The sequence below is a fragment of the Rahnella sp. EDr1-12 genome (assembly GCF_049206505.1).
GTDB lineage: Bacteria > Pseudomonadota > Gammaproteobacteria > Enterobacterales > Enterobacteriaceae > Rahnella > Rahnella rivi.
In genome coordinates this window covers 384,558-404,188 of record NZ_JBLZNY010000002.1, presented here as the reverse complement: position 1 = coordinate 404,188, position 19,631 = coordinate 384,558, and the positions used below count along the sequence as shown (strand labels likewise).

Here is a 19,631-nt window from a genome sequence, read left to right as displayed (position 1 = left end):
CTCTTCCGGTGCTCAGAATGTTAATTTTTATATTTTAGAGGCATGAGGGTAACAGAGAGGAAACGGGGAATTCAAATCTGGCACTGTTATGTAACTAATGACTACGGCGACGTAGTCATTAGTGTTATGCCGATCACGAATTATCAGCAGGTCAGGGTGGTGACGTCACCGCAGCCGATGGCGTTGAGCGTGGCGCGGGTGGCGTCTTTTTGCGTGATAAGCGCACCGGCGTTTTCCACCAGCACGGCGCGGCGTACTTTCAGGCAATCCTCACCGGACATATTCAGCAGGATCAGTGCCGCCTGGAGCGGAGGCAGGCCCGGGTTGAATGCGGCGTTTTCAGCGTAGCGGCCGCCAAACTGTTTGCCGCTGTGGGTTTCCAGCGCCACGCCGCTGTGCGACTGACTGTAAGGCGCATGGCTCTGATTGCAGGCATCCAGCGCCAGCTGAGCCAGTGAGTCAGCTCCTTCAAGCTGATAACCGTGATTGACCTTGTCCATCAGCAGGGTGGTGATGTCTAAATCTTTCGGCCCGAAAGAGTGCGGCAGATAATCGCCGAGTGTGGCGACATCACGATCGGGCAGATGGATATCCAGCGCCGTGCCGCTGGTCAGTTCATTCATAAACTGACGGCAGTGGCCGCAAGGCGTGTAATTCACCGTGATGGAAGCCAGACGTGTTTCGCCGCGCAGCCAGGCGTGCGTGACCGCAGACTGTTCCGCGTGAACGGTTTGCTGCATTGGCGCACCGGCGAACTCCATATTGGCACCGAAATAAAGGTTGCCGGAGATGCCGCGTGCAATCGCGCCGACGTGGAAATGCGATATCGGGGTAACGGAACAGGCCGCTGCCAGAGGTAACAGCGCAAAGGCCAGTGCGTCGTCGTCCAGTCCGGTCGCCTGTTTTACATGCGCAACGTCAGCCGCGGTGAGCATTGCCGGGAAGTCATCATGTCGCAAAAGCGGCTCAAGCGCGGAGGACAGATTTTCAGGGAGTGCCGCAAAGGCGGTGTGAAAACGTGCGTGCATAAACATTCGATCTCGAAGTAGTTACGGTTTCACAGTGTAGAAGTCATTTCATGAACTAAGTGTGACGGATGTCACTTTTTGAATGTAATAACTTTAGCTGGTTTGCATTTTTGAGAGATGTTACGCATAACAGCCGTCTTTTAAGACGGCTGTTAAAGAAGGATCAGACAGAAATCAGTGAGCGGGGAACCACTTGTCATTAATCTTCTGGAATTCGCCGTTCGCTTTAATGCCTTCGAGCGCCGTGTTCAGCTTCGCCAGCAGTTCCTTATTATCAGGACGCACTGCCATACCGACACCGGTACCAAAGTATTGCGGGTCTTTGATAAGCTCGCCAACTTCGCCTAAATTCGGGTTGGATTTCAGCCAGCCGTTCAGCACCGCCGTATCGCCCAGCAGGCCATCCAGACGACCACTTTTCAGATCCAGAATCGCATTCTGATAGCTGTCATAACCGACGGTGGTGATTTCAGGGTGTTTTTCCATCAGGTATTTCTGGTGTGTGGTGCCATTTTCCAGCCCGACACGTTTACCTTTCAGATCGGCCATTGAAGCGAATTTGCCCTTCGGCCCGATGATCATCGCGGTATTGGCGTAATACGGTTGAGTAAACGTCACCTGCTTGCTGCGCTCTTCGGTGATATCCATTCCGGAGATGATCACGTCAAAACGACGGAATTTCAGTGCCGGGATCAGGCCGTCAAAAGGCTGATTGGTAAAGGTGCAGGTTTCCTGCATCTGCTTGCACAGCGCGTTCGCCAGATCGATATCAAAACCAATAATCTGATTGTCAGCGCCGATCGATTCAAACGGCGGATAAGTCGCCGATGTGCCGAAACGAATCGTATCCGCAGCGGTGGCAGCAAAAGCAGTGGCAGACAAGAGGGCAGCGAGGATCAGCTTTTTCATGCAATACATTCCTGTTCAAAAAATGACATTCCCTTCATGATACAGTTTACTGATTTTATTAATGTAATCGGCTAACTGGCAGGAAGTGAGGCTTCGTTTAAAGTGCCATTAAATGAATTTATATGCAATAAATTTGATTAAAAAATTATAAAGCAGCATGTGCGCCGAAATTTGGATGTAAAAAAAGGGACGATTTCTCGTCCCTTTCGTTTTGCATATCAGAATCAGTTGCGGCGTTCAAAGGCCAGCGCGCGGCGTTCTATCAGACGCATCATCAGCGTCAGTAACCCGTTCACGCAAAGATAGACCAGGCCTGCGGCGCCAAACACCATCACATCGTAGGTGCGGCCATACATCAGCTGGCTGTGGCCCATCACATCCATCAGGGTGATGGTGTAAGCCAGTGAGGTACTTTTAAAGACCAGCACCACTTCGTTGGAATAGGACGAGAGTGCACGTTTAAACGCGTACGGCAGAAGAATGCGCAGGGTTTGCGGTTTCGACATGCCCAGCGCTTCACAGGATTGCCACTGGCCGGACGGGATCGCCCGCACCGCGCCGGTAAACAGCTGCGTGGTGTACGCCGCGCTGTTCAGCGCCAGCGCAAACATCGCGCAAAGCCACGGCTGTGACAGCACTTCCCACAACCAGGGAATTTCACGGATCGACGGAAACTGGCCCGGACCGTAGTAAATCAGGAAGATTTGTACCAGCAGCGGGGTACCGGTAAACAGCGTGATATAGGCTTTCACGATCTGGCTGACGACCGGCACTTTCAGCGTCAGGATCACGGTGAACAGCATGGCCAGTATCAGCGCCACCACTAATGCTGCCACGGTCAGCGTCAGGCTGGTGTGCAATCCTTTGAGGACTTCAGGTAAATATTCCCACATCACGAAGCACTCCGTTCAAAGCGGGTGGTACGCAGTTCGATGCGTTTAATCACGAACTGGCTGAACAGGGTGACAAGCAGATAAATGCACGCCGCAATCACATACCAGGTAAATGGCTCCTGAGTGCGGGTCGCAATGCTTTTGGTTTGCAGCATGAGATCGTTCACGCTGATAAGCGACACCAGCGCGGTGTCTTTCAACAGCACCAGCCACTGATTACTCAGGCCCGGTAACGCGTGACGCCACATTTGCGGCATGATCAGGCGAAAGAAAATCGCCGATTTTTTCATGCCCAGCACCTGACCGGATTCCCACTGGCCCTGCGGTACGGCTTTCAGCGCGCCACGCAATGTCTGCGAAGCATACGCGGAATAGAGCAGGGAAAGGGCGATCACGCCACAAACGAACGGGCTGACTTCGAAGTTCTCGATGGGCAACTTGATCGGAATGGCAAACAGGCCGAGATTGATGCTAAAGCCATCGGCCAGCACCATCAGCAACTGTGAGGAGCCGAAATAGATGAACAGCACCACCAGAATTTCCGGCAGGCCGCGCAGCACGGTGACCCACGCGGTGCCCAGCCAGCTGAGCGGCTTCCAGGGTGCGGATTCCCAGACAGCGAAAATCATCGCCAGCACCAGGCCGAGGATCAGCGCACAAACGGCAAGGCCGACGGTCATCCCGGCGGCGCTGGCTAAAGGTTGGAATTCATTCATTGATAGGCAAACTTATTGCTGGAACCATTTTGAATACAGCGTCTTGTAGGTGCCGTCAGCTTTGACTTTCGCCAGTGCATCATTCAGCTTCGTCAGCAATTCGGTATTGTTCTGACGGACAGCAACACCCAGACCGGTACCGAAGTAAGTCGCGTCAGTGATTTTGTCACCCACGGCGGCCAGGTTTTTGTTCTGCTTGAGCCACTCGTTGACCACGGCAGTATCACCGAACACCGCATCCAGACGACCATTTTTCAGATCCAGCACGGCATTCTGATAGCTGTCATAAGGCACAGCGGTGATTTCAGGGTGCTTATCCATCAGGTATTTCTGATGCGTGGTGCCGTTTTGCATACCGACACGTTTGCCTTTCAGCGCCGCGACGTCAGTGAACTGGCCGGAGTGCGCGATGAACAAGGCGGAGTTGTCGTAGTACGCGTTGGTGAATGCCACTTGTTTCTGGCGCTCAGGGGTGATGTCCATACCGGAGATCACGGCGTCAAAACGACGGAATTTCAGGCTTGGGATCAGGCTGTCGAATGCCTGGTTAGTAAAGGTACAGGTCGCCTGCATCTCTTTACACATGGCGTTCGCCAGATCGACATCAAAGCCCTGGATCTGGTTACTGGAGTCTACAAACTCAAACGGAGGATAAGACGCTTCCATCGCGAAACGGATGGTGTCAGCAGCGCTGGCTGACAAACTGACGGTAGCCAGAACCGCGGCAATTACTAATTTTTTCATCGCTAACTCCGTAGAAAACATCAATTAATGTATTTATAGACAACCAAATTAATGGGACAGGTAGCTGGCAAACTCTTTGGTTTGCGGCTGGGCGAAAACAGAGGCGTCGCCTTGTTCCACGATCCGTCCGTTTTCCATGTACACCACACGGCTCGCGGTTTTACGCGCGACTTCCACTTCGTGGGTCACGATAACCTGAGTAATGCCGGTGCCAGCCAGTTCACGAATAATGCTGACGATCTGGGCGGTGATTTCCGGGTCAAGCGCGGCGGTCGGTTCATCAAACAGCAGAACCTGAGGCTCCATCATCAGCGCACGGGCAATGGCCACACGCTGTTGCTGGCCACCGGAAAGATGCAGCGGAAAACGATCGGCATAATCAGTCAGTCGCAGACGGGTCAGCAATTTCTGAGCGCGTTGCATCGCCACCTCTTTGGTCAGACCCAATACACGCATCGGGGCTTCCAGTAAGTTGTCGAGCACGGTGCGGTGCGGCCACAGATTGTATTGCTGGAAAACCATGCCGACATTCTGACGCAGTTCGCGGATCGCTTTTTCATCCGGTTTGCGGGTGAAATCGAAGGTGTTACCGGCGATTTGCAGTGTGCCTGAACGGGGCATTTCCAGCAGGTTCAGAACACGTAACAGGGAGCTTTTGCCTGCACCACTTGGCCCAAGTAAAACCAGGGTTTCACCGGCGGGACAGTTGAGCTGGATGTCAAAAAGCGCCTGATGCACGCCGTAGAAGCAGTTGATGCTATTAAGTTGAATACTCATGCGCAAATAGTGAATAGCCATTGATGCCGCAGATGGTAACTTCCACAGCATAGTTATGCAACGATCGCGGCTTAAAAATTATCTGTAGCCGCAGGAATGCCAAAGTGTAGCACAAGATATTGTTGCACCACTGTGACGCAGATGTTGGTCAATGATGTTATTCACCCTTGACCAACATTATGCATACGCGTTATTGCGTTTATTCAGGAAAGGATAATGTTACTGATTTTCCAAAACCTGACGCAAAGTGCCGCTTGAGGCGAAGTCGAGATCGGCCATGTAACGGACGTCATCGACAGTCCAGCAGGTGCCTTCGCGCACCATCAGAACTTCATCTTTCCAGGTGCTGGAGGCGCCTTTGTCTTTCTCATGCGTGAAAGTCACGCGCAGAGGAATATTGCGGGCATCGGTATTAGGAATGGTCGAGGCGCTGTCTACAGAGGCGGAGGTCGGCCCGTCAAACAGGCTGGAGAACACGTCGCCATCACCAGAACCGGCACCGGCTTTCTCGTTCGGAGAGGCGGCGATATCCACTTTCGGCTGGGACTGCGCTTTTTGCAGCGCGTTATACAGTCCGGTGCTCAGGTAAGGGCGGTAGGCGGCCAGCTGGCTGGAATTGGGTACACCGCTGCCGCCTTGTTTGATGCGGAAATCGTAAAATTGCTGGGCAACGCTGTCCGGGCCGCCGTCGATGCAGGGAGCCGCGCGGCTGCCGATATCCTTATACGCAGGTTCGACCGTGGTACAGGCACTGAGCATCAGCACCAGCGGGATGGTGGCGGCAAGAATTTTCTTTTTCATTGTATTCCTTACTGAAAGATTGAACGTTTTCACCATGACTTTCTTTACCATACAGTATAAAACCGATTTGGCTTAATGCATGGCGAAGAGAAAATGATACGTTTTTTCCCTGCGCATACTTTATGCTATTCAGGCGCTTTTAAATGAACCCCGGACGACAACTGATAAGGAATACTCATGCAAATTTCAACGACCCCGACGCTGGAAGGTTTCATCATTGCGGAATACTGCGGCGTGGTGACCGGTGAGGCGATTTTAGGTGCCAATATTTTCCGTGATTTCTTCGCCGGTGTGCGCGATATCGTCGGCGGACGTTCCGGGGCTTATGAGAAAGAGCTGCGTAAAGCCCGTGAAATCGCGTTCAGCGAGCTGGAAGAACAGGCCAAAGAGCGCGGAGCGAATGCGGTGGTCGGCGTGGATATCGATTACGAAACCGTGGGTAAAAACGCCAGTATGCTGATGGTCAGCATCTCCGGCACCGCTGTGATTGTGCATCGCAAATGATGGGCCGTGGCCTGAAGGCCGGTGCGTGCGCGGCCTTGCTGCTCCTGCTGGCCGGTTGCCAGAGCACCAGCCAGTCAGCGGTGAACTCACCGTTCCGGCTGGAAACGACTCATCAGGCACAGGGCGCGGATCAGCGGATCCGCTTTCTGGTGATCCATTACACTGCTGAAGATTTCCACAACGCATTAACGACCCTTACCGATGAACACGTCAGCGCGCATTACCTGATCCCGGCCAAACCGCCGCTGGAACAGGGCAAGCCGGTGGCGTGGCAACTGGTGCCGGAAGAGATGCGCGCGTGGCATGCGGGGGCCAGCGGCTGGCGCGGGCGGACCAATTTGAACGATACGTCCGTCGGCATTGAGCTGGAGAATAAAGGCTACAGTAAACATTTGCTGGGCAAGAAGTTTTATCCTTTTCCGCCTGCACAAATCGATCTGCTGGCTAACCTGAGCAAAGAAATTGTTGCGCGCTATCAGATAGAGCCGCGCAATGTGGTGGCACACAGCGATATTGCACCGCAGCGTAAAGACGATCCCGGTCCGCTGTTCCCGTGGCAGGAAATGGCTCAGCGCGGAATTGGTGCATGGCCGGACGCCGGTATCGTGCAGGCCAGACTGGCCGGGCGCGATCCGCAGCAGCCGGTTGATCAGGCACAGCTGTTAGCCTTGCTGAAACAGTACGGTTATACGGTGACGGATGACATGACGCAGGCCCAGCAACGCCGGGTAATTGCCGCGTTTCAGATGCATTTCAGGCAGAGCGACTACCGCGGCAATGCCGATGCACAAACTCAGGCGATTGTGCAGACGTTATTGCAGCAGTTCCCGGATAAGAATGACTGAGAAAAGCGGCTGACGAGAAGGGTCAGTCGCGTTTCGGGCCGATGCCGTGCAGGCCCTGAAGTTTGCCGTGATCACGCAGCCAGTCGGCGGTGCGGATAATCCCCTGATCGAGCGAAATCACCGGTACATAGCCGAGTTCTTTCTGTGCGCGCCGGGTATCGAGTGTCAGATCAAAATTCAGTTTTGCCACGCTGTAATGCGTCAGCACCGGCTCTTTATGCGAGCTTTTGCTGATGCGCTCCATGCCACGCGCCATCACATCCAGCAGCGGGTAGGGCACAGAACGGATGCGGTATTTGATGTCCAGATTTTCCATCAGTTGCCTGACCAGCGTGCGCAATGGCCGCGGTTGCTGGTTGGTGATGTTGAATGCCCGCCCCGATTCTGTCGCGTCAGTCTGTGTTGCCAGCCACATAGCATGCACGGCATTTTCGACGTAGGTCATGTCAACCAGCGCTTCCCCCCCGCGTGGCAGCATCAGCGTGCCGCCGTATTTCAGCATTTGCAGCAGGCGCGGCAGCAGCACGTTATCGTGCGGCCCGAACAGGCCCTGCGGACGCAAAATGGTGAAATGGGTTTGCGGGTTGGAGAGCGCCAGTGTGTGGATCACCTGTTCTCCGGCCGCCTTACTGCGGGCGAAAGAGTTGGCGAAGCGGTGAGGGCGGAAGTCTTCCTGAATATCGCGGTGATGATGAAAATCGAAGTAGATGGCCGGGGACGAAATGTGAACGAAGTTTTCCACGCCATAAGCCGCTGACCACTCTCCCAGACGTCGCGTAGCGCGCACGTTTGCCAGTTCGAATTCCTTTTCACTGCCCCACGGCGACATCAGCCCGGAACAGTGCCAGACGGTATCGATGTCGGCGAGCAGCGCTTTAGCCTGCGAAGACACCAGGGTGGTGAGATCGGCATGAATAAATTCCGCGCCGATTTTCTGCAAAAGTGAGCCCATCGCGGCGTTGCGACCCGTCGCCCTGACGCTGATGCCTTTATTACGCAGAAACTCGACCGCGTTGCGCCCAAGGCCGCTGCTCGCGCCGGTGACCAATACCTTCATAAACAGGCCAATGCCTTCATAAATGGAGAAAAATTGTTGTCAGCTGTGAAGTGATGGCACCCCGCAGCAATAAGGGTGCCATTCTTTCGTGAATTTGTGCGGCTTGCAATGGGAAAGGGAGTGAGCAATGTCTGAAAGCGCGTTAAATAACCCTTTATCGCCCGCAACGATCTTTCTGTCGTGCAAGGCTGGCAATACGTTTTGCCATTCCCCGGAAAATAAACTGATGGGCGGGCATCATGCTGAACCAGTAGAGCAGGCCACGGAAACCGGCAGGATGCCACCAGGCACGCACATCCAGGCTGCGGCTTTCGCCGTTGTCAGTGATGGTAAAGGTCAGCCGCCCCAGCCCCGGTGCTTTCATACCAAAAAGCAGCACCAGTTCGCGCTGTGGTTTCAAACCAATCACTTTCCAGCCATCGATTTTGTCACCCGGCTTAAGGAAATCGCGTTCGGGGCGACCATATTTCACTTTGCCGCCGAGCAAATCATCCATTCTCGCCCGCGTTTTCCATAAACCGTTGGCATAAAAATACCCTTCGCTGCCACCCAGTTGCTGCACCACTTTCCACAATGCGGCTTTCGAGGCAGACGTTTCCAGAGTAAATCCGGCCTGTTTCGGGTAATAGCCGTAGCCTGCGCGCCAGCGTTCACGGGCGTCGGCGTCGTATCCCCAGTCGGGTGAATCCATCACCTGCTGCTGTTCTTTTTCGAGCGTAGTGCGGATCGCCTCATCAACAGGGATCAGTACCTGTGGGATCAGCTGTTGCAGCGGCGCGCTGTCGGCAGGGAGATCGTGCTTCAGCCCCTGAATAAGCGCTTTTGCCAGCGGCGTCGGTACCGAGGTAATCAGGCTGAGGAAATAGACGGAGACGAACGATGTCGGCATCGGCAGGGGGATCAGCCAGCGGCGCTTTCCGCTCATGGCGATAAAGCGTTCGAACAGCGTCTGATAGCTGATGTATTCCGGCCCGGCAGCCTCGAGAATGCGATTGCCCTGCGCAGGTAACGCCACCAGTTCGCGCAGATACACCAGCAGGTTTTCCAGTGCCAGGGGGGAAGATTTAGAGCGAACCCAGCGCGGCGGCGTAAGAACCGGCAGGTTATACACCATGTCGCGCATCACTTCGAACGCCGCCGACCCCGCGCCAATCACGATGCCCGCACGCAGTTCGGTTACCGGAATATGGCTCATACGCAGGAGATCGCCGGTGAGTTTACGTGCCTGTAAATGCGGAGAATCGCTGTCTTCAGGCTGCATCGAACCGAGGTAAACAATGTGTTTTATCGACGACTCTTTCAGCGCCAGCAAGGTGTGCTGGGCTGCCTGCCGCTCTTTTTCCAGCAGATCGTCGTCTTCCGTCATGGCGTGAACCAGATACACCAGTACGTCGGCCCCTTCAAAGGCCGCGGCCAGCGTTTTACTCTGGTAGACGTCGGCAAAACAACAGCGGACGTTTTGCCATTTCTGTTGTTGCAGCCATTCAATGCGGCGCGCGGCGGCTGTGACCTGAAAACCGTTCTGGCTCAGGTGGGCAGTCAGGTGTTGGCCGATGTATCCGCTGGCACCGAGTATGACGATCCGTGGCATGTGCATAATCCGTTTTGCTAGGGGTAAAAGGAATCATGGAAATGCGGCAATAACCCGGAGATTATCGCCGCAGGCTGGCAGTGGTCAGGCGTGCTGGTGCAGGAATTCCTGCCACAGTGCGACGACTTTTTGCAGATCTTCACGGCTGATGTTGATGTGGGTAAGCACGCGCGTCAGGGGGCCGGCGCTGATGATCACGCCGCGTTCACGCATCCACGGGCCCATTTTGGCCGCCAGCTCAGCGCTTTGTCTGATGTACAGCACGTTGGTTTGCGCACCCGGCTCGGCGATTTCCACGCCGATTTTGGTCAGCTCTTCTGCCAGCCACTGAGCGTTATCGTGATCGTCCTTGAGCCGCGCAACGTTATTTTCCAGCGCATAGATCGCCGCCGCTGCCAGAATGCCGGACTGGCGCATGCCGCCGCCGGTCATTTTACGCCAGCGGTTAGCGCGGTGGATGTACTCTTTGCTGCCGACCAGCAGCGAACCGATCGGCGCACCCAGACCTTTTGAAAGGCAGATGGTCAGGGTATCGCAATATTGGGTGATTTCGCGTAACTCAACGCCCTGAGCCACGGCGGCATTCATGATGCGTGCCCCGTCGATGTGCAGTGCCAGCCCTTTTTCACGGGTCAGCGCGTAGGCTTTTTGCAGATAATCGAGCGGAAGCACTTTCCCGCTGTGCGTATTTTCCAGGCTCAGCAGACGCGTGCGGGCGAAATGGATGTCATCAGGTTTGATGGCGGCGGCGATTTTATCCAGCGCAATGGAGCCATCGGCGGACATATCCAGCGGTTGCGGCTGGATGCTGCCGAGTACCGCAGCGCCACCGGCCTCATACATATAATTGTGGGCTTTCTGGCCGACGATATACTCTTCGCCGCGCTGACAGTGGGTCAGCAATGCCACCAGATTTGCCTGGGTGCCGGTTGGTAAAAACAGTGCGGCTTCTTTACCACACATTTTTGCCGCCAGCGCCTGTAAAGCATTTACCGTTGGGTCATCGCCGTAGACATCATCGCCGACTTCAGCATGGGCCATGGCCTGACGCATCGCTTCACTGGGGCGGGTTACGGTATCACTGCGTAAGTCGATCAACGTGGGCTTCCTTCTGCTGTGTTTTTAGAATGTAAGATCAGACGGGCTGAGAGCCCGCCTGACCTTCCACTATAGCCCTGTCAGGGTTATCGCAGCCAGTTGGTTTTTGCCAGTTCGACGACTTCATCACCCCGGCCACTTATCACCGCACGCAGCATGTACAGGCTGAAGCCCTTGGCTTGCTCGAATTTGATCTGTGGCGGCATCGCCAGTTCTTCGGTGGCGGTGATCACATCCACCAGCACCGGCCCTTCGTAAGCAAACGCATCCTGCAAGGCGGCGTCAATGTCCGACGCTTTCTCCACGCGGATCCCTTTGATGCCGGCGGCCTCGGCAATGGCGGCGAAATCCGGGTTTTTCAGCTCAGTGCCGTCCGTCAGATACCCGCCTGCTTTCATTTCCATCGCCACAAATCCCAGCACGCTGTTGTTAAAGATGACGATTTTCACCGGCAGCTTTTGCTGCGCCAGCGTCAGAAAATCCCCCATCAGCATGGCGAATCCGCCGTCGCCGCACAGCGCCACCACCTGCCGCGAACGGTCAATCGCCTGCGCACCAATGGCCTGCGGCATGGCGTTGGCCATCGAACCGTGGTTGAACGAACCGAGCAGACGGCGCTGGCCGTTCATTTGCAGATAACGGCACGCCCAGACGGTCGGCGTGCCGACGTCACAGGTAAAGATGGCATCCGATGCGGCGAACCGGCTGATCTGTTGCGCCAGATACTGCGGGTGAATAGCCTGCTTGTCATTCGGCGTCGCCAGTTTGTCGAGATCTTTACGCGCTTCTTCATAATGCTTCAGCGCTTTATCGAGGAACTTGCGTTCAGTTTTGGCCTGTAACTGCGGCAGTAGCGCGGTCAGCGTGGATTTGATGTCACCCACCAGCGCCATATCGACATGACAATGGGAGCCGATGCTGCCCGGATTGATATCAATCTGAATGATTTTCGCGTCCGTCGGATAGAAGGCGCGGTACGGGAATTGTGTGCCGAGCAGGATCAGCGTGTCCGCATTCATCATGGCGTGGAAGCCAGAAGAGAAGCCGATAAGCCCGGTCATGCCGACGCTGTAAGGGTTATCCCACTCGATATGCTCTTTGCCGCGCAGTGCATGCACCACCGGCGCTTTCAGCGTTTCAGCCAGCCTGATCACTTCGTCGTGCGCGCCCGCACAGCCGCTGCCGCACATCATCGTAATATTGGTCGCACCGTTGAGCAGTTCAGCCAGCTTTGCCAGTTCGGTTTGCTGCGGAATAACCCTTGGCAGCACCGGCGGATACCAGCTGATTTTGGCATCTTCAGGCGCGGGTTTAAGCGCGACGTCGCCAGGTAACACAATCACCGACACGCCACGGTTGAGAATGGCTTTGCGCATGGCGATCGCCAGCACCTGCGGCAACTGTTCAGGATTGGTCACCATTTCACAGTAGTGGCTGCATTCGCGGAAAAGCTCGGTCGGATGGGTTTCCTGAAAATAACCGCTGCCGATTTCGCTCGACGGAATATGAGCGGCAATGGCGACCACGGGAACGTGATTGCGGTGACAGTCGAACAGGCCGTTGATCAGGTGCAGGTTGCCCGGCCCGCAGGAACCGGCGCACACCACCAGTTCACCGGTGATTTGTGCTTCAGCACCGGCGGCAAACGCAGCCACTTCTTCATGACGCGTGCCCAGCCATTCAATGGTGCCCATACGGTTCAGGCTGTCACTCAGGCCGTTCAGTGAGTCACCGGTGACGCCCCAGATGCGTTTAACGCCCGCCGCTTCTAATGTTTTCGCCAGATATGACGCTACGCTTTGCTTCATCTTCAGTTCCCTCGGTGTATTTCATAAAAAAGACTGGGTTAAGCATAGTCCACTGATTACATCCTTGAATGTTCAGCCTTAAACCATACAAAATTATGCAGAGGAGGGGGGGGGAATTTTGTAAAACTGCCCGCTCAGACTGTAAAAAATCATGTGCGGGCAGCGAGTTAACGCGGGGATCAGACGAGGGTGACGTCGCCCTGAAGCTGACAACTGCAGGCCAGCACATATCCCTGAGCGACGTCTTCATCGGTCAGCGTCATGCGGCTGGTGGTCTGGTAATCGCCGCTGAGTATGCGGGTTTTACAACTGCCGCACACGCCTGCACGGCACGCGGCGGTGACCGGTATTTTATGCTGCTCCATCACGGCCAGCAGCGTGGAACCGACCGGTACGCGGTAATTCTGCAACGGCGTCAGGCGGGTCAGCGTCAGTTGCTGATCGGCAGACACCTCGGTTTCCGTCGCCTGAAACTGCTCTTTAACGATGTTATCCGCCGCCACACCGAGTTCTTTCGCCCAGTCGCCCGCCAGTTGCATATAAGGTGCAGGCCCGCAAATCATCACCCGACGTTCACGGATATCCGGCACCCGACTTTGCAGCAAATCCTGGCTCAGCCGTCCGGCGATGTGCCCGGATTCAGCGCCATTTTCCGCAAGAATGGTCAGATCCAGTTGCGGATAGGTTGCGCACAGGTGCTGCCATTCCTGCGCAAAGATAATGTCCTGCGGGCTGCGCACGCTGTAAAACACCTGCACACTTTGCGCAGGATGATGCACCAGAATATCGCGTGCGACAGACATCACCGGCGTCACGCCGCAACCGGCCGCCAGCAATAACAACGGCTGCCGGGTTTCGCAGGTAAATTCTCCGAGGGCATCACTCAGCCAGACGTAATCACCGGGTTTGATCTGCGCGGTCAGCCACTGTGAGCCTGCGCCGCCGTCGATGCGGCGCACTGTCAGCTGAATAAACGGGCTCTGCCCCGGCGTGGAGGAGAGCGTGTAAGCGCGCTGAACATCGCCGCGCTGGCCGATGTTCACCAGCGCAAACTGGCCGGGCTGATAATCATAAACATCATGATTGATCAGGGAAATTGTCCAGACATCAGGCGTTTCCTGTGCAACCGAATAGACCTGCATACGGTTCTGGCACAGCGCCGTTGGCTGATCGGGGAATAACGGAAAATTCATCTCGGTTTACTCCGGCAGCATGGTTTTCAGATCCTGCTCCACCGAAGTGATTGCACGCAGGCCAAATTTTTCATTGAGGATCGCCAGCAGGTTATCGGTCAGGAAGGCCGGCGCCGTCGGGCCGGTAGCGATGTTTTTCACACCGAGCGACAGCAGGGTCAGAAGGATCACAATGGCTTTTTGCTCGAACCACGACAGCACCAGACTCAGCGGTAACTCATTCACGCCACAACCTAATTTCTCGGCAAGATTCACAGCCAGAATAATGGCGGAATACGCATCGTTGCACTGACCGACGTCCAGCAGACGCGGCAATCCTTCAATGGTGCCGAAATCCAGTTTGTTGAAGCGGTATTTACCGCAGGCGAGGGTCATGATCAGGCAGTCTTTCGGTACGCTGACTGCCAGATCGGTGAAGTAACTGCGTTCGCCGCGGCTGCCGTCACAGCCGCCAATCAGGAAGATGTGGCGCAGTTTTTTGGTGGCGACCAGATCAATGACAGTATCTGCTGCACTGAGCAGGGTCTGGCGGCCAAATCCGACAGTGATTTCCTGTTCGATTTCACTGTAACGGAAACCCGGGAGCTGCAACGCCTGTGAGATGACCTGCGCAAAATCTTCGCCTTCCAGATGCTGCACGCCCGGCCAGCCGACGATGCTGCGGGTCCAGATGCGGTCGCCATAATTGCCGACGTTCGGATCAATAATACAGTTGGACGTCATGACCACCGGGCCGGGGAATTTCGCGAATTCCACCTGCTGATTTTGCCAGCCGCTGCCGTAGTTACCGGCCAGATGCGGGAATTTTTTCAGTTCCGGATAACCGTGCGCGGGCAGCATTTCGCCGTGGGTATAAACGTTGATGCCGGTACCGGCGGTTTGCTCGAGCAGCATCTGCAAATCTTTCAGATCGTGACCTGAAATCAGAATCGCTTTGCCTGCCAGCGGACGGACGTTTACCGCCGTAGGTTGCGGATGGCCGTAGGCATCGGTTTCACCTTTATCCAGGATGGCCATCACACCAAAGTTCATTTTGCCGATCGCCATCGCGTTGTCGAGCAGTTCGCCCATGTCGGCGGGTTGCGTACCGAGCCACGCCATCAGACGGTGATATTCGGCGTAAATGGCGGTATCAGACTCGCCCAGAACATGGGCGTGTTCCATGTATGCCGCCGCCCCTTTCAGGCCGTACAGACACAACATACGCAGGCCATGAATGTCATCGCCGATCTGCGCTTTATCACCGTTGAGCGCAAACTGCTGCGCCTGTTGTTGCAGTTCGCTGAGATTATCGCTGACCAGTTCCAGCGCGGCCAGCGGGTGACTGACGGTGATCTCCGGGTCCATCAGGCGACAGCGAACGGCCAGCGATTCACGGTAAAGAATGGCTTCACGGGCATAGCCGACGATACGATCAGAATCGAAGTTCACGTTGGTCAGGGTGGAGAAAAAGGCGCGGGGCGCGAAGCTGTCGATCTCTTCATCAATGATGCCGTAGCCGCGTGCCGTCAGTGCCCAGGCGGAAAGGCCTTCTAACACTGCGACCAGTAAGTCTTGTAAATCAGAGGTTTCTGCCGTTTTGCCACACATTCCCTGCGCATACGCGCAGCCATTGCCCGCCGGGGTACGGACTGTTTGTTCACATTGCACACAAAACATAATGAGGTCCTTTTTTAAAGTTGCATTTGAAATGCTTGTTTTAATGCAAGCCTAAGACCGGCAGGCTCAAAAATGAAGGGATTTTCAGAGGAAGTGAGCTGAACTTGATTTATCGCAAGTTTTGCAGGCAGGGAAGGACGTTTCCCGCCGCATCACGCAGCGGGAAAGCGGCGTCATCAGGCCGAGAAAAAGGCCATCAGTACCGGGGATAACAGGCTGAGCACGAAACCGTGAACCACCGCAGGCGGCACCATATCCAGCCCGCCGCTGCGCTGTAAGACCGGCAGGGTGAAATCCATCGACGTTGCGCCGCACAGCCCCAGCGCGGTGGAACGGCTGCTGCGTACCAGCGTCGGGATCAGCATGATTGCGCACAGCTCACGCGCCAGATCGTTAAAGAAGGCGGCGCTGCCGATGACCGGCCCGAAAGAGTCGGTGAGAACGATGCCGGAGAGCGAGTACCAGCCATACCCTGAGGCAAGCGCCAGCCCGGTTTTCAGTGGCAACCCGAGCAGCAGTGCGGCCAGCGCACCGCCGATCAACGCGCTGATCGCCACCACCACCGCCACTATCATGCCGCGGCGGTTAAGGATGATCTGGCGCAGGGTCATGCTGCTGTTGCGCAGCTGGATACCGACCAGCGCCAGCAGGAAGAGCAGGGCGAGTTCACTGGCCTGCGAGGCGAAAGTGAGCCAGTGCCATTGCGTCAGGCCGAGCGCGAAGCCACCGATCACCACGCCGCACAGTTTCAGAGACTCCAGCGCCATGTGTAAACGCGACGGTAACTTTTCCTGTTTATGCTGGGTTTTCCAGGGACGGCGGCGTTCGAGCAGCCAAAGCGCCGCGTAGTTCATCACAAAGATGCACAGGAAACAGACGGCGGCATATTTGAAAATCAGTAATAAATTGGTGCTGAGATTGTCGAGGAAGGCCAGGCTGATCCCCATAATGAACAGGATGACATACACCATCCAGCTCAACATCTGGTTCACAACGTGCAGCAGAGCGCGGTTTTTAACCGGAATAAGGTAACCGAGAATCAACGGCAAAAGAATAATCAACAAGCCGGAATACATGAGATCAAATCCCTGAAAAGTGAGGCTCCCTGAGAGGAGGGCGGCACAGAAAATACCGCCCGTCACGCTAACCAAAAGTTATCTGACTGTAAAGCAGCTTTGCGACACAGAGATCGTCGGGCAGCCTTGACGGAAACCGATTTTTAACGCCATGCTCAGCTAAGTACTGAGCGCACAGGAGGCGTCTGATGTATCTGGAACATATTGATATTGTCGGTTTTCGCGGTATTAACCGGCTCTCTTTGACCCTGACTCAGCCTGCGCAGCGGGGGGCATCGATCACCGGCCCGGCGCATCAGGGGCAGACCGAATCCTTTCTGACCAACACGGTTCTTATCGGCGAAAATGCCTGGGGGAAATCCAGCCTGCTGGATGCGTTGACGCTGCTGCTTTCGCCCGAAGCCAAACTGTATTGCTTCAAAGAAGAAGATTTTTATTTTCCGGCGGGCGAAAAAGAGTCGAAATCGCAGTATCTGCATATCGTGTTTACCTTCTGCGAAAATCAGGCCGGGCATCATATGTCGCCGCGCTTTAATACGCTGTCTCCGCTGTGGGTGAAATGCCCGGATCGTCTGAACCGCATTTATTACCGTCTGGAAGGTGAGCTGGAAGATGACGGCAGCGTGATGACGTTGCGCAGCTTTCTGTCATCCAACGGGCAGCCGCTGAATCTGACGACTATCGACCCGCTGGCGCTGGCGTTGATCCGCCTGAACCCGGTCTTACGCCTGCGGGATGCGCGCTTTATCCGCCGGCTGCGCAGTGACACGCTGGCACCGCGACTTTCCACCAATAATGAACAACTGGCGCAGCAACTCGATGAGCTGACGCGCGGGCTGGTGCGCAATCCGCAATCGCTGACCAACAGTGAACTGCGCAGCGGGCTGTCGGCCATGCAGCAACTGCTGGAACATTATTTTGCCGAGCAGGGCACGTCCAGCAGCGCGCCGTGGCAGCAGAAGCGTCATGGCCGTGCGGAAAGCCGCCGGGCATGGCGTTCACTGGATAATATCAACCGGATGATTGCCGAGCCGAACAGCCGCAGTATGCGCGTGATGCTGCTCGGCATGTTCTCCACGCTGTTGCAGGCGAAAGGCTCGGTGGTGCTGCATCCGGATGCGCGGCCACTGCTGCTGATCGAAGACCCCGAAACCCGTCTGCATCCGATTATGCTGTCCGTGGCGTGGGGATTACTGGATCAACTGCCGTTGCAGCGCATTACCACCACCAACTCCGGTGATTTACTTTCACTGGTGCCGGTTGAACAGATTTGTCGCCTGGTGCGCGAGTCATCCCGCGTGGCGGCTTATGCCATTGGCCCGGAAGGGCTGAGTATGGAGGACAGCCGCCGCATTGCGTTTCATATCCGTTTTAACCGCCCGTCGTCGCTTTTCGCCCGCTGCTGGTTGCTGGTGGAAGGGGAAACCGAAGTCTGGCTGCTCAATCAGCTGGCACGTCAGTGCGGCTATCATTTTGAGTCTGAAGGGATCAAGGTGATCGAGTTTGCCCAGTGCGGGTTAAAACCCTTGCTGCGCTTCGCCCGGCAGATGGGCATTGAGTGGCACACTCTGGTGGACGGCGATGAAGCAGGGCGTAAATATGCGGCGACGGTAAAGGCTAACGTTGAAAATCATGATGATAATCTGCGCTACCGCCTGACCGCACTGCCTTCTCAGGACATTGAATATTTTCTGTATCGGGAAGGTTTTGAAGACGTGTATCGCAAGCATTCCGCCATTGCGGAGAATGTGCCGATGTCGCCGAGACGCATCATCGACAAAGCCATTCACCGCAGCTCAAAGCCCGATCTGGCGATAGATGTGGCGCAGGCGGCTTCGTTGCGGGGAACCTCATCGATTCCCCCGTTGTTGCGGCAAATGTTTTCACGCGTCGCCTGGCTGGCACGCGGCAGGGCAGATTAAGCCGCGCGGCTCTCTTCAGTCAGCACTGCATGCCCATGTCCGCTGGAAAATGTCTGGCGGATTTGGGTTTCCAGCTCATCTAATAACTGGTAACGGCGGCGATACTCAGCGCGTCGTTTACTGGCAATTTCTTCCAGCGGACGGTGTGTTATCTGGCGTGGCAGATGGAAATAGCCGTCCTCGCCTTGTTTTGCGTCCATCGTTTCCCAGAAGCTGTCGTAATCCGCAAACACCATACCTTTACGTTTTTTGTAGCGCGGGTTTTCGTAAATGTGGGTGTGATTGCCTACCGCAACAATCTGCGTCATGCCCGCCAGCTCAGCCAGCGTGGTCAGCGCTTCAATGACCAGACGTTTCGGGAATAAACCGTGGCAGGCTTTGGTTGCCGTCTGTATTTCCTGATGGTCGACGTGCGCGCGGGGCCCCTGAAGCGCACCGATGAACAGCGTCGGTTGGCCCTGATAGTGGATAAACGAGAACGTCACTATGGCGATCGGTTCACCCTGCGGGTTGTTGAAGGTCAGCGTTGCTTCACCTTCTTTATCCAGACGGCTAACCGAATTGAAGGTGATCGCGAAACGTTGCTCATCTTTACCGGTCAGGGTGGCAATCGCCATCGGCTTTTTGCTGAGATAACCGTGGTTAATGGCGTCCGGCAGGCAGTGGCCGATCATGTCGTAATGATCGGTGATGCGTTTCATCGCCTGCTCCGGCGTGATATTGGCGGCCTGATAGACGCGGTGTAACTTGCAGGGCAGGCTCGGCTGCGCCGTCAGGATCTCATCACGCTGCGGATGCTGCGCCAGGTAATCCAGCATGCTAAAGGTTCGGCGCGGATGGGTCAGCGCGCGAAAAAGGAATTTAAAACGGTAGCGCGGCAATTTCCACGAAGGTCCCGGTACCAGACGACGGGAGAGCAGCGCCGTCATCAACTGAAGACCCGAAAGCGGAGCCTTTTCTTCGCATGGGTAACTGAATGTGGTCATGGTATTTACCTGTTGTGTCTGGCC

At 55.5% G+C, this 19,631-nt stretch carries 18 protein-coding genes; 3 read left to right on the top strand and 15 right to left on the bottom strand.

Annotated features, from left to right (window positions below):
* Positions 1-143 precede the first annotated feature (143 nt).
* From cdd to ACO0U8_RS11275, 7 genes are all read right to left on the bottom strand, one after another.
* The gene (gene cdd / locus ACO0U8_RS11305) at positions 144-1,028 is read right to left on the bottom strand and encodes a cytidine deaminase (protein ID WP_056771803.1); all 885 of its coding nucleotides are present in this window, start codon (positions 1,026-1,028) and stop codon (positions 144-146) included.
* A gap of 174 nt (positions 1,029-1,202) precedes the next feature.
* Positions 1,203-1,937 carry an arginine ABC transporter substrate-binding protein gene (locus tag ACO0U8_RS11300; RefSeq protein ID WP_122094725.1) on the bottom strand — a complete coding sequence of 245 codons (735 nt, stop codon included), beginning with the start codon at positions 1,935-1,937 and terminating at the stop codon, positions 1,203-1,205.
* Positions 1,938-2,161: 224 nt separating this feature from the next.
* Positions 2,162-2,830, bottom strand: a complete 669-nt coding sequence (artM, locus tag ACO0U8_RS11295) for an arginine ABC transporter permease ArtM (protein ID WP_056769198.1) — start codon at positions 2,828-2,830, stop codon at positions 2,162-2,164.
* Positions 2,830-3,546, bottom strand: coding sequence for an arginine ABC transporter permease ArtQ (gene artQ, locus ACO0U8_RS11290; protein WP_056769200.1), 717 nt, complete (start codon positions 3,544-3,546; stop codon positions 2,830-2,832). Before artQ ends, artM begins: the two co-directional genes overlap by 1 nt.
* A gap of 12 nt (positions 3,547-3,558) precedes the next feature.
* A complete protein-coding gene (artJ, locus tag ACO0U8_RS11285; protein WP_056769202.1) occupies positions 3,559-4,290 on the bottom strand; it encodes an arginine ABC transporter substrate-binding protein in 732 nt (243 codons plus the stop codon).
* Between the two features lie 48 nt (positions 4,291-4,338).
* Entirely contained in the window at positions 4,339-5,067 is a 729-nt protein-coding gene (gene artP / locus ACO0U8_RS11280) for an arginine ABC transporter ATP-binding protein ArtP (RefSeq protein ID WP_122095604.1), read from the bottom strand.
* A gap of 219 nt (positions 5,068-5,286) precedes the next feature.
* Positions 5,287-5,868 (bottom strand): lipoprotein, encoded by a 582-nt coding sequence (locus ACO0U8_RS11275; protein ID WP_122094727.1) that lies wholly within the window; start codon positions 5,866-5,868, stop codon positions 5,287-5,289.
* Between the two features lie 177 nt (positions 5,869-6,045).
* Here ACO0U8_RS11275 and ACO0U8_RS11270 point away from each other — a divergent pair, with 177 nt between their 5' ends.
* Together ACO0U8_RS11270 and ACO0U8_RS11265 are read left to right on the top strand one after the other, a co-directional pair.
* On the top strand, positions 6,046-6,372 hold the full coding sequence (locus tag ACO0U8_RS11270; RefSeq protein ID WP_056769207.1) for a heavy metal-binding domain-containing protein: 327 nt from the start codon (positions 6,046-6,048) through the stop codon (positions 6,370-6,372).
* On the top strand, positions 6,369-7,217 hold the full coding sequence (locus ACO0U8_RS11265) for an N-acetylmuramoyl-L-alanine amidase (RefSeq protein WP_421670799.1): 849 nt from the start codon (positions 6,369-6,371) through the stop codon (positions 7,215-7,217). The genes ACO0U8_RS11270 and ACO0U8_RS11265 overlap by 4 nt, the downstream gene beginning before the upstream one ends.
* A gap of 22 nt (positions 7,218-7,239) precedes the next feature.
* Here the strand turns inward: ACO0U8_RS11265 and ACO0U8_RS11260 are convergent, their stop codons facing one another.
* The 7 genes from ACO0U8_RS11260 to ACO0U8_RS11230 form a co-directional block, all read right to left on the bottom strand.
* Positions 7,240-8,274: an NAD-dependent epimerase/dehydratase family protein gene (locus ACO0U8_RS11260; RefSeq protein WP_056769211.1), complete on the bottom strand. Its 1,035-nt coding sequence runs from the start codon at positions 8,272-8,274 to the stop codon at positions 7,240-7,242.
* A gap of 154 nt (positions 8,275-8,428) precedes the next feature.
* A complete protein-coding gene (locus tag ACO0U8_RS11255; protein WP_056769213.1) occupies positions 8,429-9,871 on the bottom strand; it encodes a DUF2867 domain-containing protein in 1,443 nt (480 codons plus the stop codon).
* Between the two features lie 78 nt (positions 9,872-9,949).
* Positions 9,950-10,963 carry a low-specificity L-threonine aldolase gene (ltaE, locus tag ACO0U8_RS11250; RefSeq protein WP_072158017.1) on the bottom strand — a complete coding sequence of 338 codons (1,014 nt, stop codon included), beginning with the start codon at positions 10,961-10,963 and terminating at the stop codon, positions 9,950-9,952.
* Positions 10,964-11,049: 86 nt separating this feature from the next.
* Entirely contained in the window at positions 11,050-12,771 is a 1,722-nt protein-coding gene (poxB, locus tag ACO0U8_RS11245; protein WP_421670798.1) for a ubiquinone-dependent pyruvate dehydrogenase, read from the bottom strand.
* Between the two features lie 179 nt (positions 12,772-12,950).
* Positions 12,951-13,964, bottom strand: coding sequence for an NADH oxidoreductase (hcr, locus tag ACO0U8_RS11240; RefSeq protein ID WP_421670797.1), 1,014 nt, complete (start codon positions 13,962-13,964; stop codon positions 12,951-12,953).
* 6 nt (positions 13,965-13,970) lie between these two features.
* Positions 13,971-15,623, bottom strand: a complete 1,653-nt coding sequence (hcp, locus tag ACO0U8_RS11235; RefSeq protein ID WP_217204034.1) for a hydroxylamine reductase — start codon at positions 15,621-15,623, stop codon at positions 13,971-13,973.
* Between the two features lie 176 nt (positions 15,624-15,799).
* On the bottom strand, positions 15,800-16,699 hold the full coding sequence (locus ACO0U8_RS11230) for a lysine exporter LysO family protein (RefSeq protein ID WP_122094736.1): 900 nt from the start codon (positions 16,697-16,699) through the stop codon (positions 15,800-15,802).
* A gap of 188 nt (positions 16,700-16,887) precedes the next feature.
* Here ACO0U8_RS11230 and ACO0U8_RS11225 point away from each other — a divergent pair, with 188 nt between their 5' ends.
* On the top strand, positions 16,888-18,621 hold the full coding sequence (locus ACO0U8_RS11225; RefSeq protein WP_390972563.1) for a DUF2813 domain-containing protein: 1,734 nt from the start codon (positions 16,888-16,890) through the stop codon (positions 18,619-18,621).
* Here ACO0U8_RS11225 and ACO0U8_RS11220 read toward each other — a convergent pair.
* Complete coding sequence (locus tag ACO0U8_RS11220; RefSeq protein ID WP_390972562.1) at positions 18,618-19,607, bottom strand: VirK/YbjX family protein; 990 nt, start codon at positions 19,605-19,607, stop codon at positions 18,618-18,620. The two genes, ACO0U8_RS11225 and ACO0U8_RS11220, sit on opposite strands and share 4 nt — an antisense overlap.
* Positions 19,608-19,631: the final 24 nt, after the last annotated feature.

Coding starts and splice junctions, on each gene's coding strand:
- cdd (WP_056771803.1), bottom strand. CDS start 1,028: ATGCACGCACGTTTTCACACCGCCTTTGCGGCACTCCCTGAAAATCTG.
- ACO0U8_RS11300 (WP_122094725.1), bottom strand. CDS start 1,937: ATGAAAAAGCTGATCCTCGCTGCCCTCTTGTCTGCCACTGCTTTTGCT.
- artM (WP_056769198.1), bottom strand. CDS start 2,830: ATGTGGGAATATTTACCTGAAGTCCTCAAAGGATTGCACACCAGCCTG.
- artQ (WP_056769200.1), bottom strand. CDS start 3,546: ATGAATGAATTCCAACCTTTAGCCAGCGCCGCCGGGATGACCGTCGGC.
- artJ (WP_056769202.1), bottom strand. CDS start 4,290: ATGAAAAAATTAGTAATTGCCGCGGTTCTGGCTACCGTCAGTTTGTCA.
- artP (WP_122095604.1), bottom strand. CDS start 5,067: ATGAGTATTCAACTTAATAGCATCAACTGCTTCTACGGCGTGCATCAG.
- ACO0U8_RS11275 (WP_122094727.1), bottom strand. CDS start 5,868: ATGAAAAAGAAAATTCTTGCCGCCACCATCCCGCTGGTGCTGATGCTC.
- ACO0U8_RS11270 (WP_056769207.1), top strand. CDS start 6,046: ATGCAAATTTCAACGACCCCGACGCTGGAAGGTTTCATCATTGCGGAA.
- ACO0U8_RS11265 (WP_421670799.1), top strand. CDS start 6,369: ATGATGGGCCGTGGCCTGAAGGCCGGTGCGTGCGCGGCCTTGCTGCTC.
- ACO0U8_RS11260 (WP_056769211.1), bottom strand. CDS start 8,274: ATGAAGGTATTGGTCACCGGCGCGAGCAGCGGCCTTGGGCGCAACGCG.
- ACO0U8_RS11255 (WP_056769213.1), bottom strand. CDS start 9,871: ATGCACATGCCACGGATCGTCATACTCGGTGCCAGCGGATACATCGGC.
- poxB (WP_421670798.1), bottom strand. CDS start 12,771: ATGAAGCAAAGCGTAGCGTCATATCTGGCGAAAACATTAGAAGCGGCG.
- hcr (WP_421670797.1), bottom strand. CDS start 13,964: ATGAATTTTCCGTTATTCCCCGATCAGCCAACGGCGCTGTGCCAGAAC.
- hcp (WP_217204034.1), bottom strand. CDS start 15,623: ATGTTTTGTGTGCAATGTGAACAAACAGTCCGTACCCCGGCGGGCAAT.
- ACO0U8_RS11230 (WP_122094736.1), bottom strand. CDS start 16,699: ATGTATTCCGGCTTGTTGATTATTCTTTTGCCGTTGATTCTCGGTTAC.
- ACO0U8_RS11225 (WP_390972563.1), top strand. CDS start 16,888: ATGTATCTGGAACATATTGATATTGTCGGTTTTCGCGGTATTAACCGG.
- ACO0U8_RS11220 (WP_390972562.1), bottom strand. CDS start 19,607: ATGACCACATTCAGTTACCCATGCGAAGAAAAGGCTCCGCTTTCGGGT.